A 16160-nucleotide genomic window follows, 5' to 3' on the forward strand; every position below is an offset into this window, starting at 1 on the left:
TTGATCAACATCGGATAGCGGTATTTTTAACTTCAAGTCGATCTATAATGACCCATTAATTAATATTATCGGGCATTTGATTTTTAACGTAAACCGTATTGATCTTGTTTTCGGAACGCGTCAACTGCGTATACGCCGAGTTGACCTGATAATTTTCCGTGGTGGTGGTGCCACTTGCACTCGTTAATTTCACGACTAGCTGATTCGCATCATCGTTAGATTTGCTAACCGTAAATTTCCCGGTTTCAACAGTCCGCGTTTGTCCGTTATAACGTTGATAACTTCCGTCCGGATCGAAATTCGTTGTTAATTGTGTTACCGAATTTTCATCCGTATCCATCCAGGTACCCACCAACAATCGTGCAGTTGTTTTAGGCTGTGAATTGAAAATACCCGTCATTTCTGTTTGCGCAGATTGCGTCATATTTTTTGCGACACCCTCTAATTCAAACTGACCAAAGCCGACAATATATAATTTCTTATTTTTTTGAGTCAATTTCATACCCAAATAATTCCCGATGCCGCCAATTTCCTGATCCAATCCATGGAGCTTTAGCAAAAGTTGTTGTTGATAAGCACCTGCCAATTGGAAAGTCCCGTTTGCAGTCGAGCCACTCGTTGCTTGATAAGTCCATTTACCATCATTGCCGAAAGTAAAAGTCATGCCATTCGTACTTTTCCATTTACCGATCAACGGAAGCGTCGAAATATCGGTTTTTTTCGCCTGGCTTGAGCTTTTCGCACTAGACTCAGCCTGGCTCGATTTCGATGACTGCTTCGTCGCATCACTTTGCTCACCACAGCCGACCAATAATAAAAGTGCCATAAAAATACCGACAGCAAAACTAATTCTGTGTTTCATGATCAGGTCCCCCTATTGCGTGATCCACTAATAAATCATCCAATTGTTTGAGTGCAAATTGCCCTGGTGCTGAAGTTGCCCCGACTGAGCCAAAACTCAAGACTGAACCAAACAACGGTCCGATCACGCGAGAAACTCGCCCCACATCTCCCATGCTCATCGAAATAATGGGTTGCTCGACACGTTGGCTCACTTGCCAAGTGGCTTGCAATAAATCCAGAACCTCGTCAGGACTATTCGGTAAAATCGCGAGTTTAAGCAAATCAGCTGGTGCCGCACCCGCTCCCAAGTGAAGTAAGTCTGCCAAATCGGTCGCATAATCTTGTGGGCCTAACACGTGTCGACTAAAGATGAGTCGCGATTGAAAATACCGATGGATCTGCGCGACCGCTATATTTTCAGGCAGTTGTGCTGGCATGATATCCAACAAATCACCCTCTAATTCTGCGCCGATTTGCAAGAGGTGCTGCCAATAGTTTACCCGATTCAACGACATGTGACCACCTTCAGCACTCGTTCGTAGCGTGAGCAGCAAAGGTTGCTGCGGAAAAGCACGTCGTAACCGTTGATTTGCTTGTTTTAAAGTTAATTGCCGCCAATCCTGCCAATAATCTAGGCGCCACTCGATCAGAAGCGGATGTCGCAAAGTTAGTTGTTGAATTGCCACGATTTGCTCTGTCAACTCATGCAAATTGATTGCTGTGATCGAAACGCCCAGCCATGCGGGTTCAGTTGTAAGTTTAAACATCGACCTTCACCCGCTTTCTAACTACTTGCTCAGCATCTTTTTCCACCAAGACCTTTTCTTATCATCGGGCTTTTCTGAATCGGTCTCTTCTGAATCAACCGTAACTGTTTCTGATTCTTTTTCATCTGAATCCGCAACTTTTTCATCTTCGAAAACCAAGTGATGCGTTTCTTCTGCCGTTGAAGCCGAATCATTTCCGACAGTTGGCTCTGTAAATTTCAAAGCCGATTCGGATTCTACGGGCTCTGATTCACTTGCGACCGGCTCTTCGGCGTCGTTGTCTGCGTCAGCTTTTTCTGCACTTGTGGTGTTTTCAGAGTCAACCGGAGTTTCAGATTCAGTTTCTGCTGCTTCTGAATTTTCTACGATTTCATCATCACCGGTTTCTGGGGCATCAGATTCGATTTCGTCTACTTTTTCTGAATCCACTTCCTCTGAGTCCTGCTCAGATTCACTGTCAAAAGTATCCCCTTCGATTTCATCCGCTTGATCAACTTCATCCGAATCTTCAATCTCCGCGTCTTCGGCAGCTTCATCAGAAATCACCTCAGGCTTAGTCTGCTGGTCGGCTTCTGAATCATCTCGTTCTTCAACTGGAATTAATTCAGGATCAACTGACGCGGCCTCAGTATTTTCACCCTGTTCTAACTGATCGATACGGGCAAATAATTGACCAATTTGTGCCTGCACCTTGCTCAAAACACCCTGCAATTGATTCATCTGATCAACTAACTCGGGAACAGGAACCTGATCAGTTTGCGGATCCAGATTCGTTGTGCTGGAAGGTTTATGATCACTAAAGATTTTCACAGCCGCTTTTTGCAAAGTTAAATTATGTTCTTTACTGTACTCAACTAAATTCTGAATATCCGTCAAATTTTGCTCACTATAGGCGCGAACATTTTGATGATTGCGTGGAAAATAATGCGGATCATTAGCAGCCTCTTCAATCAAAAGCGAATATTTCCGTAAAGTAGGCACACTAATATGTAACTTCTCAGCCAATTGTGAAGGCGTATATTGCGTATCTGTATCCATAAAAACACTCCTATTTTGTAAGTTGTGAGCCATCACGGGTTGAAATTGAGCATTAACTCTGAGGAAACATTAAATCTGGTTTTAGATTTAGTGTTTCCTCAAGTTAAGCGGAAATTTCAATGGCTACGAACACGTTTATGTTGTGAGTAAGCACGGGTTGGCTTTGAGCATTAACCTGCTACACACCAGAATCCTGCTTTTGGATTCTAGTGTGTAGCAAGTTAAGCGGAAAAGACAGTGCTTACGAACACAATTCAGTTATCAGCACCGACGGTTTTTTCACACATAATTCCCAAGCCCATAACGGTTCACTTTATATTATAAGCACCGTTATAACGTCGTGCAACAAACATTTGCGACTTCTCCAGATATTTCTAATTATTCTCACTCATTTAACCCGAAGAATGCTAGAATGGGAGTATTAGAAAACAATTGGAGACTTCTTAGTGACTAACAACGATTTAATAACAAATTTATTGATCATTTTGATTACCTTTATCGTCGCCTACTTCTTCGTGGCTGCCGAATTTGCGCTTGTTCAAACACGTACTAGCCAAATCGAAGATAAACTCGAACAAGGCGATGGTAATCGAGCTAAATTAACCCGCGCACTCAAAATGGTGCAGAACCTCAACGAATATTTATCCACGACTCAAGTGGGGACGAGTTTGACTGGGATCATTTTAGGTTGGATCGGTGAAACAACGATCGAACAACTGCTCGTCGACTTTTTCGGCTGGACTCATTTTGCCACCGGGAATACCCTGAATGTACTTGGTGCAGTGCTTGGTGTCTTTATTTTAACGTATTTGGAAGTTGTACTCACAGAAATCGTGCCGAAAAATATCAGTATTGATTTCCCACTCAAGGTTTTGATGAGCGTCGTAACGCCGCTTTACTGGTTCCACACAATTTTTTATCCATTCGTCTGGTTACTGAACAGTTCGGCTTCACTCATCGTTCGTTTGATGGGCATGCCCGTCGCGGATGAAGAGAATGAAGTTTTCTCACAGTCGGAAATTCTGCGCTTGTCGAAAATTGCCGTCTCTGGTGGTAGCCTCGATAAAAACGACTTGATGTACATGGAACGCGCCTTTGATTTAAACGATCGTGACGCGAAGGATATTATGACCGATCGCACGCAGCTAACCGTCATCGACGTCTCGCAGTCAGTCGACGAAGCGCTCGGCGTTTATTTGAACGAAGGCTACAGCCGCATTCCGGTCACGAAAAATAATAATAAGGATAATTTAGTTGGTTATATTTATTCGTATGATATTGTTCAGCAAGCTCAACAAGGTAACGGAAAATTAGCAATCAGTCATATTTTACGCGCGTTGATCAACGTTCCCGAAAGCATGTCGATTCATGAAATTTTAAGCTTGATGATCAGTAAGCAAACACCCGTGGTCGTCGTTGTCGATGAATACGGTGGCACAAGCGGGATCGTCACCGACAAAGATATCTACGAGGAACTGTTCGGTTCTGTGCACGATGAAATCGACGACGTTTCCGACGAATATATTATTAAGCAACCCGACGATTCTGTTAAAGTCAGTGGTAAAACGACGTTATATGATTTCGAACGCTTCTTCCGCTTCAAGGTACCTGAATTTCAAGACTCAGACATTATTACGATCGGCGGTTACTTCATGGAAAATCATCCCACGCTAAAAGTCGGGCAGTCATTGGAATTAGGCGGATTTAAATTCACCCTGACTGAAATTGAGCATGGTTTCATGAACTGGTTTAGCGTCACTAAGATTGTCACACCAGAAATTTCTGAATTGATCGAGGATGATGAGCAAGATTAAACACTTATCCCGAATTCAGAATGAATATTTTAATTTGGTACTAGTCAAGCACGCTCTTTTGCGCTAAACTAGTATTATTCACGGGCCTGTAGCTCAGTTGGGAGAGCGCCTGCTTCGCATGTAGGAGGTCATCGGTTCAAGTCCGACCAGGTCCATAAATGGGTTGTTGCATCTAGAATTTTTCTGGATGCTTTTTTATTTTCAAAAATAGCCACCAACTCTAACTGAATTGGTGGCTGTTTTATATTCCTGGTAAATTAAATTTGATGATACAAACGTTTGCTGAAAAAGAATGACACTAGTGTGATCCCAATGATCCAGACAATCGACTGCCAAAAATCAGCGGTCGGATTTTGACCGGCTAGTAATTGACGAACGGCTGTGATCATCGTGGTCATGGGTTGATGCTCCGCAAAAACTCGAACGGGTGTCGGCATGCCTTCAACCGAAGAAAAGCCAGAGCTGACGAACAGTAACAACAATAATAAATACGAAAACGCACTCGCACTGTCGATCGATTTTGCGGCTAGGCCAAATGGCACAGACAACCAAGTCACCATAATTGCAAAACCGATCACCAAAATAAAGGTTAAGAGCCACTGACCTAAATTTGCTTGCGCACGAAATCCGGTCAGGAAGCTGATCAACAGCACGATAACGGTCGAAAACATCAGAAACAACACTGAAGAAACCACTTGTCCGTTTAACACGGCACTTTTGGCGATCGGCATCGATTTAAAGCGGTCGAACATGCCACTCGATTTATCCATGAAGACGCGCAATGCCGTATAGGCAGAACCAGTTGCTAGCGTCATGAATAAAATCGCGGGTAAAATATAATTCACGTACTCGCCATGACTCACGCCAGGAAGCTGCATGGAGCCACCGAGAATATAAATAAACATCAGCAACATTGCCACCGGCATCGCCACAACGGTAATAATCGTGTCCATCGAGCGCAGATTATGCTTGATCAATCGATTAGCCAGCGTCATCGTATCGCTTAAATAATTTTTCATCTCAATCGACCCCTTTCGTTAATTTCATGAACACATCATCCAGCGTTGGCGCCACTAAGCCGAAATTAACCACCGTCATTCCGGCATCGTCCAACTGTTTGAGGATAGTCAGAGATGACATGTTTCCATCGGGCAAGTCGACCGCCAGTGCCTCTGGATCAATTGCCGTCACGCGATAAGTTGCTAAAGTTGCCGCTGCCTGTGTTGCCGTGGCCTCATCTGCAAACGTTAATTGTAGTTTGGCTGAGCCAGCTAATCGTTTCATTTCCGTCGGCGTCCCCGTTGCCACGATTTCGCCATCTCGCAAAAATCCAATTTGATCGGTAAGTTGATCAGCCTCTTCTAAGTACTGGGTCGTCAAAAATATTGTTTTACCTTTTGCCTTGAGTTCGCGAATCATTTTCCACAAATCGTTACGGCTGGCCGGATCTAAGCCCGTCGTCGGCTCATTGAGAAAAATAATTTCCGGATCACCCACTAAACTCATTGCTAAATCCAATCGACGCACCATTCCACCCGAATATGAACCCGCGGCCTTATTAGCTGCATCGGTCAAATCGAACCGCGTCAACAAATCTTGCGCAATTTTTTGTGGGTGGGCTAAATGCCGAAGTTTCGCAATCAAGGTCAAGTTTTCAAAGCCAGTCAAAACATCATCGACCGAAGACTGCTGCCCACTAAATGAAAAGCGGCGTTGAATTTCAATTTGAGCTTTAGGCATTATCATTTCACCGAAGTTGACCTGTCCCGCATCTGCCTTTAATAACCCAGTGATAATTTTGAGCAAGGTACTTTTCCCAGCACCATTGGCACCCAACAGCCCATAAATGGTGCCCGGTTCAACGGTCAACGAAACATTTTTCAAGACCGTTTGTTTTCCAAAATTTTTCTTGACCTGTGTCACTTTGATAATCGAACTCATTCGTGATCCTCCCCAGCATCTTGTCGCAGTTTACGGCGTTGTTTGTTGATCCACGTTTCTTCGGGATATTCCTGCAGTATACCGTCCGCAAACGCAACGATGTCATCCCCAATCACCGACTCGACTGGCTGACCTTCAAGCGCCGCCTCTTCAAACATTTCGAGCACCTGATAAATCACGTGCGTCATGCCATCACCCGCCGCCCACGAATACAGATAAGTTTGTAAGGCATTCATTTTCTGCTGAAAATCTGGCGGTAGTTTCGCCACTCGCGCCCGATACGCCCGCCATTCTTGCTTATCGCCGATTAATTTTTTCATCCAATTATTCATGTCGATCCTCCCCAATTTTAGCCATTAACGTCTCCAAAAAGGTCCACTGCTGCCAAAAATCTCTTAATCGTAATTGACCCGCCGCATTTAACTGATAAAATTTTCGCATCGGCCCCAAAGTTGATTTTCGTTTTGTGACGGTGACTAATTGTTGCTTTTCCAAACGAACGAGAATGGTGTAGACGGTTCCTTCCACCAAATCTGCGAAGCCGATCCGATTTAAATCACGGGTGATTTCGTAGCCATACGTTTCACCCACGCTGATGCGTTGCAGGACGATGCCTTCGAGCACGCCTTTTAATAACTCCGTTGTGATCGTCACTAGCTTACCTTCTTTCAGCTACTTTTTGTTACTTAGTACTGGTACATAGTAACATCTAGTAGTGAGCTGTCAAATCAGTCGGAGGTCTTATTTGTTTGCTAAATTTTTTTGTGGTTCCGGCTAAATTTGTGGTGGGAACTGGGAAACTGCTGTGGGAACGGCTCCAAGCTTTTGTAAACCCACCAAAAGTTTTCCGCCTGAAATATGAGCTCTTCCAAAATCGGGAAGATCTCATATTTCCCCTTTCTGTAAATTCGCAAAGACCGCTCATTAACAGAAATGCCACTGCAGTCCCAGTTCCTACCACAAATTTCGCCTCGTCTATTCGGAAGAGCGCGATATGTTTAACGTTGACTATTTAAATTACATTTCTATTCCAAATAATATTTTTTTAACGCGTAAAATGAAAATTGGCAACCTAGGTACACGACAAATTTAAAAATAGGCGCAATATTATACTTAAACCGCCATCCTATCGACTTTCCGGTCTAATCAGCGTCTATTTCAAAATTTGTCGTGTGTTATTTTGCGCAGATCTAAAATTCATCACTTTTATTTTTTAGTTATTCAGAGCAAAGGCTACGTTGATAATCAAACTTCCAGGAACCCAGCTATTCATTTCCTACGCTAAACAAATTAAGTTTAGGTCGAAAGTGCTGGGGCAGGCAGTCGTGGCAGTGACAACCATGTTGGCGGGCCGTTTTTGCCCGCCTTACATGGTGGATCGATTCGAGATTTTGCCGGTTTTGCAAAAGCTCAAATCGAAGCTCGGAGCTTTTCCGGTCTTTGGAAAAGCGGAGAGCGGTCCCACAGCCACAGACTGCCTGCCCCAGCACTTTCGACCGAAGGTAGATTATATACTTCAAAAAAACTAAGCACGTCCCCACAGTCACAGACCTGCTTACCCCAGCACTTTTAACCGCAGGTAGATCAATATATCCCGTATTATGTTATTGTTATCATGAAATCAAAAACAGGGAGGTTCCTATGGCAAATTATATTAAAGAAATACGTACGCTCGTTGGTCACAAACCCATCATTCTAGTTGCTGTCGGCGGTTACTTACTTAACGATCAAAATCAGATTTTATTACAGGAACGCGCCGACACATATGGTTGGGGAATTCCTGGCGGTTTTATGGAATATGGCGAAACTTTAGCAGAAACTTGCGCGCGTGAATTTGAAGAAGACTCCGGCGTTAAAGTCAAAGTCGGAAAATTTGTCGGCTATTTTGATCATGATTTTTTTGAATACCCAAATGGCGATCAAGCTCAAGTGATCGGTAATTTATTCGAAGTCCAGCAAATTGGCGGTTCTCCACTAACTCATGGGACTGACGAAACACTTTCGACAAAATGGTTCGATCTCGATCACACACCACCAATGTATTTTGCGCAAAATCAAAAGATGATCGATCTTGTCAAAACAATTCAATCAACCAAATCATAAAAAAACACCATCAAATGAGATGATCTCACTTGATGGTGTTTTCGATTTTTAGGATAGAATGCCAAATTGATATTGACGTTGTTGATAGTATTGGATGATTTGTGGCAAAATTGCCAACGATAATTCCTTGCCGACCGCATCATGGATCAACACAACTTCCACGTTCGACTGTGGGAAGGCGGTGATCGAAGCGGCGTGATATTGCAACATTGCCTGCGCGGTTTTCGGCCCGGATGAACCTAATGCGTCGCCAACTGCTGCGTTCCAATCCATCCAGGTAATGCCTTGCGCGTTTAATTTCGCGTCAGAATCGGCCAATCCGCGCCACGACATGTGTCCACCTGGATAACGCCAGACTTTCGAATCGAAATTAGCGCCGAGAACATTTTTCATAGCCGCCAATGTTTGCTGATACTCTTGCAAGGCCGCACCGGAATTTCCGGGTGCGTTGAAATGATACTGGTGGGTGAAACTATGAATCGCAATGCCATGACCGCTATCATACTCTTGCCGTAACACCGGTGCCGTCGTTGGATTGATCGTATTTCCGACGATGAAAAAAGTGGCGTGCACGCCGTATTTTTGTAGCACAGAAAGGACTCTCGGCGTCATGCTAGTGTTGACGCCATCATCGAACGTGAGAAAAACCACCTTATGATTGATCGTTGTTGGTGTGCCGGTCATCTCGGTGTGAACCGTTGCTGCTGAATAAGCATACGAATTAGCCGATGCGATATGGTTCGTGCCACTTTGGACAGAAATAGTCGGTGGCGGCGTGACCACAACCGTTGAAGTCGCGCTGGCTTGGCTGCTAATGTGACTAGAAACACTGGTCGAACTCTCGCTCGAAGAACTTTGTGAGGTCTGAGAGCTGCTCGAAACGGCGATCGAACTTTTATGGCTCTTTTTTGAAGAGTCGGCCTTGGTTGCATCTTTGTGGTCACTCGACTTTGTTTTCTCTTGCTTGACGTAAATATTACCCTGCGCCGTTCGATTGAAGCAGCCTGTCGACAATCCCATCAAACCCACGCTAAATAACGCGCCTGCCAACAATAACTTAACTCTTTTCACCGTAGTCTCCCCATTTCTCAGCGATTAGAAACGATATATTGTGCTGCCCTTGCAATCGCTGATCGACCTACTTTGAATGGCATAGTTGCCAAATAGTTAGTCGCTTTCACAACTAGATTGTAACATAATTGCAATGTAAATGTGTTGTTTTTGTAATTATTCCGGAAAATTTATTTCCACAAAAAAAAAGAATCAGAATCGGTCAGATGTGACCGATTTTGACCTTAATGTTTGGAAAAATCAGGTTTATTGAGCTAATTTAATTTATTTTTAGCATTCTTTTTTAACCAGCTTCGAGTAAATCGTCCGTTTCACGGACCCAATCCTGTAATTCACCGCGATGTTGAATGCGTTTGTAAATTTCGACCACGGACATGGGAATCAAAACGCTGACCAGAATCACTAACCAACTGCTGGGGGGCAGCATGGCCACGCCGAAGATCCGCGCCAGACTCGGGGTTAATCCGACGATGAATAAGACGGCAATCGTTCCGAGAATACTAATAGTTAAGGCTTTGTTGATCGTAAAAGTACGACGGCTAACCGGTTGACGTGATTTGATCGGAAAAATATCGAGCACTGAACCGATGGCGAGAACGAAGAATAACATCGACATCCCGATCGTTGCGTTATTATCCCCGATCCCGAAGCGGCCGATCGCATACACGCTCATGATCAGCAACACATAAGTAGTCGTGCGCACCGCAACACGTTTTCCCAGACCCATTTGCCAAATACCGACGCTTCGTTTGATCGGCGCTAAATTCATGATGCCCGGTTCCGCCGGCTCTTGACTCAAGAAGAAGCCAGGAATACCATCGGCTAGAATATTGATGATCAACATTTGCTCGGCGGATAATGGCGCCCCCCAACCGATCAAGACCGATAATAAAAGTGTGAATATTTGTGAGAAGTTGACTGAAACTAAAAATTCGACCGCTTTTAAAATATTTTGATAAACGGTACGGCCTTGACGAACGGCTTCGATGATCGTGGCAAAATTATCGTCCACTAAAATCATATCCGCCGCATTTTTAGAAACATCCGTCCCGGTGATTCCCATCGCGATTCCCACATCGGCTGCCTTCAACGCGGGCGCGTCATTCACACCATCGCCGGTCATCGCCACGACTTCACCTTGCTCTTGCCACAATTTAACGATCCGCAATTTATCACTAGGCGTTGTCCGTGCGAAAACGCGCACGCGATCGAGAATTTTTAGCAGTTCGGGATCGGACATCGTCGCCAACTCACCGCCTGAAACAACCAATTCATCATTTTGTAAAATACCGATCTCCGTTGCGATCGTCCGCGCGGTTTCAACGTGGTCACCCGTGATCATGACCGTGCGAATTCCGGCGCGATGTGCCTTCTTGATTGCAGCTGGCACTTCCGCCCGCGGTGGATCTTGAATTCCGACCAAGCCGATCGATTCTAGCGCGGTCATTTTTTCTGCCCAATCTTCACCGGGATCTTCGTCGAAAATTTGATAGCCGCCAGCCAGCACCCGCAATCCATCGGCCGCTAATTGATCATGACCTTCCGTTAAACGCTGCTGGACTTCGCTGTCCGCGAAAGATAATTTATCAAACGCACCCTTCACAACGCCAATATACTTATCTTGATAAGTGTGGAGCGTCGACATCGATTTTTTCTCAGAATTAAATGGATCTTCATCCACTTGCGGATACTTTTCTAAACTTTGTTCGTTAGTCACGCCAAGTTTTTCGATGAACCGTAAAATTGCCAACTCCGTGGGACTACCCACATCCTGCTGCTCATCCGCGGTTAATTCGGCCGTCGATGCCAATGACCATAAGGCGAACTTGTCCGAAGATTTGAGCGTCGAAATTTGATCGGAGTCCGTTTTAAGTAGCTTACCTTTGCTCGTCCAAAATCGCGTGACGGTCATTTTATTTTGGGTCAACGTTCCGGTTTTATCGGACGCAATCACCGTGACATTGCCGATGGTTTCAACGGCAGTGATCTGCCGCACGATGGCATTGCGTTTCGCCATTTGCCGCACACCGTAAGCCAAACTCAGCGTCACAATGACTGGTAATGATTCTGGCACCGCCGCGATTGCCAAACCGATCCCGATCATGACGCTGCTCGCCCAAGAATCACCGTACATGAGCGTCGACATCAGAATCGAGATGATCCCACCCAGCACCGCAATTACCGACAAACGCAATCCCAGCGAGTTCAAACGTTTAGCCAGTGGCGTTTCTTGGCGCACCGTTTCATTGAGCATCCCGGCGATTTTACCCATTTCAGTCGTCATACCCGTTTCCGTGACCACTGCTTTTGCGGTGCCTTGAATAATCGAAGTCCCTGAGAAAATCCGTTGTAGTTGCGCGTCTTCGACAGACTTGCTCGTTTTTTCGACCGGCTCACTTTCTCCAGTCAACACAGCTTCCTCAACCAACAAATCAGTCGACTCTAATAATTGCGCGTCGGCGGCAACCGTATTGCCCGCCTTAACCAACATGATATCGCCGGGAACTAATTCGTGGGCGTCGATTTGTTGGCGCTCATTATCGCGCAGGACATCTACCGTTTGCGTCGTCATCGACTGCAAGCTGGCAATTGCCTTTTCCGCGCGACCCTCTTGAAATAAACTGATCCCAACATTGAGCACAACGATGCACGAGATCACAATTGTTTTCGTCCAGGTGCCCTCACCGGTTAGCGTTAAATAGGCCGATAAAATTACCGCAAAAATTAAAACCAGCGACGTAATATTCTTCAAGTGGCGCAAAATCCGCACGAAAATATTGGCCCGTTTCCGCGCGATCAATTCATTGCTGCCGGATTTCTCACGAGCAGCCGTTACCCCCTCGCTTGTAAGTCCCTCCGTCGCGTTGGTATGTAGTTCCGTTAATATTTGTTCCGTCGATTGTTTTTCCTGATCTGCCATTTTCGCCAGCCTTCCTGATTTTCACTTCTCATCTACTTTGAAACCCCTCTGATACTCTAAATTATACGGTGGAATAGCGTTGCCGCTCAATCAAAACACTCGTTATCGCATGAAAGATGTATTGGCATATCCTTGATCATAGCAACCCGCCATTCCCTGTGCTATGATAAATGCGAAAAAGAACGCCAATAACTTACGGATTATGACCGAGCTACCTTCGGTCTCGGCTGCGTGGGGCAAGTGACTGACTACTGTGGGGACGGTTCCAGGATTTCCCCCGAAACGTGTTCTGCAACATTGAAATCAGCATCTAAGAGATCAAGCCACGAAGAATGAAGCCCAATTCTTGTGTCTTGACGTCTTAGCTGTTGATTTCAACCCATGTTGCGCCACACTCTGGGAAAATTCTTCCACCTCGATTTCGAGCTTTTCCTCAGTCGCAAAACCCGCTCCTGAGAAAAATCTCGAAATGCGCCCCTGCTGTAAGCGACGATGGCCCTGTCGCAACAGCAGTTTCACAGTGTCGTCACTTGCCCCACGCAGCCGCGACCTAAACTGGAATTAGTTTAGTGGTGAACTGGGAAGAACTGGGTTTGAGTGGAGGGATTTTATTTCTTCTTCGATTGCTTTGTTGTGGGAAATATGATCACGTTGAATATTTTGCCACTAAATATTTATGTTGCTCATAAAAGCTTGGTACGGGAGAAAGACCAGTTCAGAATTCAAATCTGTTTACTAAAATAGACCAGCAGAATTTGCGGAAGAGAATGAACAGCACACTGTGATAATGCTCTTAGCGACAGAACCATCGTCGCTTAGAGCATGGGAAATTCGGAGATCTTGCGGTTTTGGCAAGAGCTCCAAATTTAGGCGGAAGAATTTTGGCGGGCTCCCAAAATCCTGGAGCCGTCCCCACAAGTGAGCTGTTCATTCTCTTCCGCAAATTCAAGCTGTCCTTACCACAAGTAATTTAATATTTCAGACAAAGAGATTTAATTAACGAATCAATTAGAGGAGATCATCACATGAAAGCAGTCGTTTTAACCAAGCCAGGCGATGCTAGCGTTCTTGAATACAAGGACGTCGCCACACCTGAAATCAAACCAGGCTGGTCGCTCATTAAGATCAAGGGATTTGGGATCAATCGTTCTGAAATTTTCACCCGCAATGGTTGGTCACCTTCAGTCAAGCTCCCGCGCATCTTGGGAATCGAGGGCGTCGGCGAAATTGCGGCCACTTCAGATACCAAGCATTTACCTAAGGGTCAGACAGTCGCCACGTTGATGGGTGGCATGGGTCGCGCGTTTGACGGCAGCTATGCAGAATACGCGCTGATTCCTAACAACAACATTTATCCGGTCACCACACATTTAAGCTGGCCAGAATTAGCGGCCGTTCCCGAAACTTACTTCACGGCGTACGGTTCGCTTTTAAATTTAAAATTACAAAAAAATGACATGCTATTGATTCGTGGCGCCACGAGTGGTGTTGGTGTTGCTGCGGCCAAACTTGCTAAGGCAATCGATCCTAGCGTGAAAGTTTATGGCACGACTCGTGATCTTGCCAAAAGCGATCAACTTAAGGCGGTCGGTTTTGACGGCGTGTTTGAAGACAAAGCTAACGAATTGCAAGTTGGCGACCAACGCTTCGATAAAATTCTGGAATTGATCGGGCCATTAACGATGATCAATTCTCTGAGTGTCGTTAAACCAAGCGGCATTGTCTGTGTCACCGGCGAGCTTGGTGGCGTCTGGAGCGTCGACGATTTCGATCCCATCAGCGCGATTCCTGCCGGTGCTTACCTGACCGGCTTTAGTTCTGATAGCATCACCGAGGAAAAATTCAACGATTTACTGCAATTAATTGAAATGCATCACCTAGATATTGCGCCAACGAAAACTTTCGATTTGGCACACACCGGCGATGCTCAAGCCTTTTTAGACAGCGACCACAGTTTTGGTAAAGTTGTTGTCTTACCATAAGCAAAATAGACACCGGCAGCTTTTATGCCGATGTCTATTTATTAGCCGAGTGTGATCACCTGGTCGAACTTTGCTTCCCACTCTGGACTGATGTGGTGGGCGACTTCGATCACCGTTTGGCCCGGCGCGAAGAATTCTTGATGAATCTCATCGGCCAACTTTTCGCCCAGTGCCGAAGTGGCCTCATCCGCCAATAAAACTGGCCGCTGATGCAAAAACGCACGGGCGATCTCGACGCGTTGAATCTGTCCGCCAGATAAATTATGCCCAGATTCGCCGACTTGATAATCCCAACCTTTTTCGGCAACCAACGCGTCTAAATGTGCGCGCTTGGCTGCCGTATTTATTTCCGCATCGGCAAATTGACCGCCTAACGTTAAATTGAAACGTAAGGTATCCGCAAACATGAACGGCGTTTGTTTGATCAAACTAAAGTTCTGAATCAACTGCGTCTGCGGCATCGTCAACATGTTCTGGTCGTTAATTAAATAGTTGCCATTTGCCAGCGGTACCTCACCTTGCAACGCGTATAGAATAGTCGTTTTGCCGAAACCGGAGGGTGCTTTTAACAAGATATGTTGACCTCGTTCAATTGCTAAGTTCAAATCAGAGACGATTGTTTTTTCACCACGTGTTAATTGCACGCCCGCCAATTTTAAATCATGGAAAATTCCCAGCTCTTGCGCCGCACGCTGATCTGCTTGCGCGGCAGCTGCTTTATCGATCCGCTTTAAAATCTGGCGAGTCGTATTCCGTTTGTTGATGGCACCCAGTCCGTCAAGCAACGGGTTCGTGATCGAATTCGAAAGTTGCACGACGCCGATGAAACCGGCGACGGTCAATGCGCCGGTAATGATTCGCGCGATGCCGACGCCAAACGGCAACAATAATCCGATCGTTAGTCCTAGATATTGCATCGCCACTTGAATATGATCGACCAGCGTGTCCATTTTTTTCAGACTGCCTTCTAGCTCCGAACTTGCCGCTGTCATACGCTCTTTGGCGATTGCATTCGCCTGATAAGTCCGCACGGTATCTAAGCCGGATAAAATATCCTTGAGCCAACTGGTGTAGTGGGCGTTTTGTTTTGTCCAAGCTTCGGAACTTTTATCGATTGGCTTCTGCGCGGCACCCGAAATCAGCACGGGAAATAACGAACCAGCCACAAAAACCAACGTGGTCAGCCAATCGAACCAAATTCCCCCAGCAATCGCAAAAATTGCCGTCAACCCATCTTCGAGCAAATCCAACTCGCTCATCACGCCGTTCGTTTCCAACAACTTCAAGTCATTGGTCATAAACGAAATCGTCGTGCCATTATTATCAGGTAGCGGATCACGGTCGACAATTTGTGTGGTCATGATCGTTTTGATCCGCAAGTTCACCGTTTGCACGACCAAATTGCGAACTGTGGCGTGCACCCAATTGATTACAGAAATCAGTGTGAAGCCACCGACCGCAATCAACGCTACCCGCAAAAATCGATCCATATCCCCTGCAGTTCCAGCCGCAATGAACTCACTGAGCATCAACGCCAAGAAAACCATCTGTGCCGCAACGAAAATATCTAAAAACATCAATAACAAAATTTGTAACTTATTACCATACTTCCAAATAATCATGTCCTTCACTCCCACTGGATCGACTTTAGGTGTCGATCGTTTTAAGTTGTAATTTAAGT

13 protein-coding genes and 1 tRNA gene are annotated in these 16160 nt (G+C 45.4%); 4 read left to right on the plus strand and 10 right to left on the minus strand.

Translation table 11 applies throughout. From position 1 onward, the window contains the following. Positions 1-55: 55 nt before the first annotated feature. From EKM67_RS00520 to EKM67_RS00530, 3 genes are read right to left on the minus strand one after another with little or no spacing between them, the layout of a single operon-like run. On the minus strand, positions 56-862 hold the full coding sequence (locus EKM67_RS00520) for a hypothetical protein (RefSeq protein ID WP_125576188.1): 807 nt from the start codon (positions 860-862) through the stop codon (positions 56-58). Continuing rightward, on the minus strand, positions 846-1610 hold the full coding sequence (locus EKM67_RS00525; RefSeq protein ID WP_125576190.1) for a type I 3-dehydroquinate dehydratase: 765 nt from the start codon (positions 1608-1610) through the stop codon (positions 846-848). Before EKM67_RS00525 ends, EKM67_RS00520 begins: the two co-directional genes overlap by 17 nt. A gap of 21 nt (positions 1611-1631) precedes the next feature. After that, positions 1632-2648, minus strand: coding sequence for a MerR family transcriptional regulator (locus tag EKM67_RS00530; protein ID WP_125576192.1), 1017 nt, complete (start codon positions 2646-2648; stop codon positions 1632-1634). 446 nt (positions 2649-3094) lie between these two features. Here EKM67_RS00530 and EKM67_RS00535 point away from each other — a divergent pair, with 446 nt between their 5' ends. Together EKM67_RS00535 and EKM67_RS00540 are read left to right on the plus strand one after the other, a co-directional pair. Continuing rightward, a complete protein-coding gene (locus EKM67_RS00535) occupies positions 3095-4462 on the plus strand; it encodes a hemolysin family protein (protein WP_125576194.1) in 1368 nt (455 codons plus the stop codon). 82 nt (positions 4463-4544) lie between these two features. Continuing rightward, positions 4545-4617 (plus strand) — tRNA-Ala (locus tag EKM67_RS00540). A gap of 102 nt (positions 4618-4719) precedes the next feature. Here the strand turns inward: EKM67_RS00540 and EKM67_RS00545 are convergent. From EKM67_RS00545 to EKM67_RS00560, 4 genes are read right to left on the minus strand one after another with little or no spacing between them, the layout of a single operon-like run. Further along, positions 4720-5481 (minus strand): ABC transporter permease, encoded by a 762-nt coding sequence (locus EKM67_RS00545; RefSeq protein WP_125576196.1) that lies wholly within the window; start codon positions 5479-5481, stop codon positions 4720-4722. Position 5482: 1 nt separating this feature from the next. Continuing rightward, on the minus strand, positions 5483-6403 hold the full coding sequence (locus tag EKM67_RS00550; RefSeq protein ID WP_125576198.1) for an ABC transporter ATP-binding protein: 921 nt from the start codon (positions 6401-6403) through the stop codon (positions 5483-5485). Continuing rightward, positions 6400-6735 carry a DUF1048 domain-containing protein gene (locus tag EKM67_RS00555; protein WP_125576200.1) on the minus strand — a complete coding sequence of 112 codons (336 nt, stop codon included), beginning with the start codon at positions 6733-6735 and terminating at the stop codon, positions 6400-6402. The genes EKM67_RS00550 and EKM67_RS00555 overlap by 4 nt, the downstream gene beginning before the upstream one ends. After that, positions 6728-7057: a PadR family transcriptional regulator gene (locus EKM67_RS00560; RefSeq protein ID WP_125576202.1), complete on the minus strand. Its 330-nt coding sequence runs from the start codon at positions 7055-7057 to the stop codon at positions 6728-6730. Before EKM67_RS00560 ends, EKM67_RS00555 begins: the two co-directional genes overlap by 8 nt. A 987-nt stretch (positions 7058-8044) precedes the next feature. Here EKM67_RS00560 and EKM67_RS00570 point away from each other — a divergent pair. Further along, positions 8045-8506, plus strand: coding sequence for an NUDIX hydrolase (locus EKM67_RS00570; RefSeq protein WP_125576205.1), 462 nt, complete (start codon positions 8045-8047; stop codon positions 8504-8506). A gap of 48 nt (positions 8507-8554) precedes the next feature. Here EKM67_RS00570 and EKM67_RS00575 read toward each other — a convergent pair whose 3' ends face one another. Both EKM67_RS00575 and EKM67_RS00580 read right to left on the minus strand, forming a co-directional pair. Then, positions 8555-9577 (minus strand): polysaccharide deacetylase family protein, encoded by a 1023-nt coding sequence (locus EKM67_RS00575; protein WP_125576207.1) that lies wholly within the window; start codon positions 9575-9577, stop codon positions 8555-8557. A gap of 283 nt (positions 9578-9860) precedes the next feature. Beyond that, the gene (locus EKM67_RS00580) at positions 9861-12497 is read right to left on the minus strand and encodes a cation-translocating P-type ATPase (protein ID WP_125576209.1); all 2637 of its coding nucleotides are present in this window, start codon (positions 12495-12497) and stop codon (positions 9861-9863) included. 1025 nt (positions 12498-13522) lie between these two features. Between EKM67_RS00580 and EKM67_RS00585 the strand changes: the two genes are divergently transcribed. Continuing rightward, positions 13523-14479 carry an alcohol dehydrogenase catalytic domain-containing protein gene (locus EKM67_RS00585; RefSeq protein WP_125576211.1) on the plus strand — a complete coding sequence of 319 codons (957 nt, stop codon included), beginning with the start codon at positions 13523-13525 and terminating at the stop codon, positions 14477-14479. Between the two features lie 41 nt (positions 14480-14520). Here the strand turns inward: EKM67_RS00585 and EKM67_RS00590 are convergent, their stop codons facing one another. Next, positions 14521-16101 carry an ATP-binding cassette domain-containing protein gene (locus EKM67_RS00590; RefSeq protein WP_125576213.1) on the minus strand — a complete coding sequence of 527 codons (1581 nt, stop codon included), beginning with the start codon at positions 16099-16101 and terminating at the stop codon, positions 14521-14523. Between the last annotated feature and the right edge of the window lie 59 nt (positions 16102-16160).

Source organism: Lapidilactobacillus mulanensis (assembly GCF_003946215.1).
Lineage (GTDB): Bacteria > Bacillota > Bacilli > Lactobacillales > Lactobacillaceae > Lapidilactobacillus > Lapidilactobacillus mulanensis.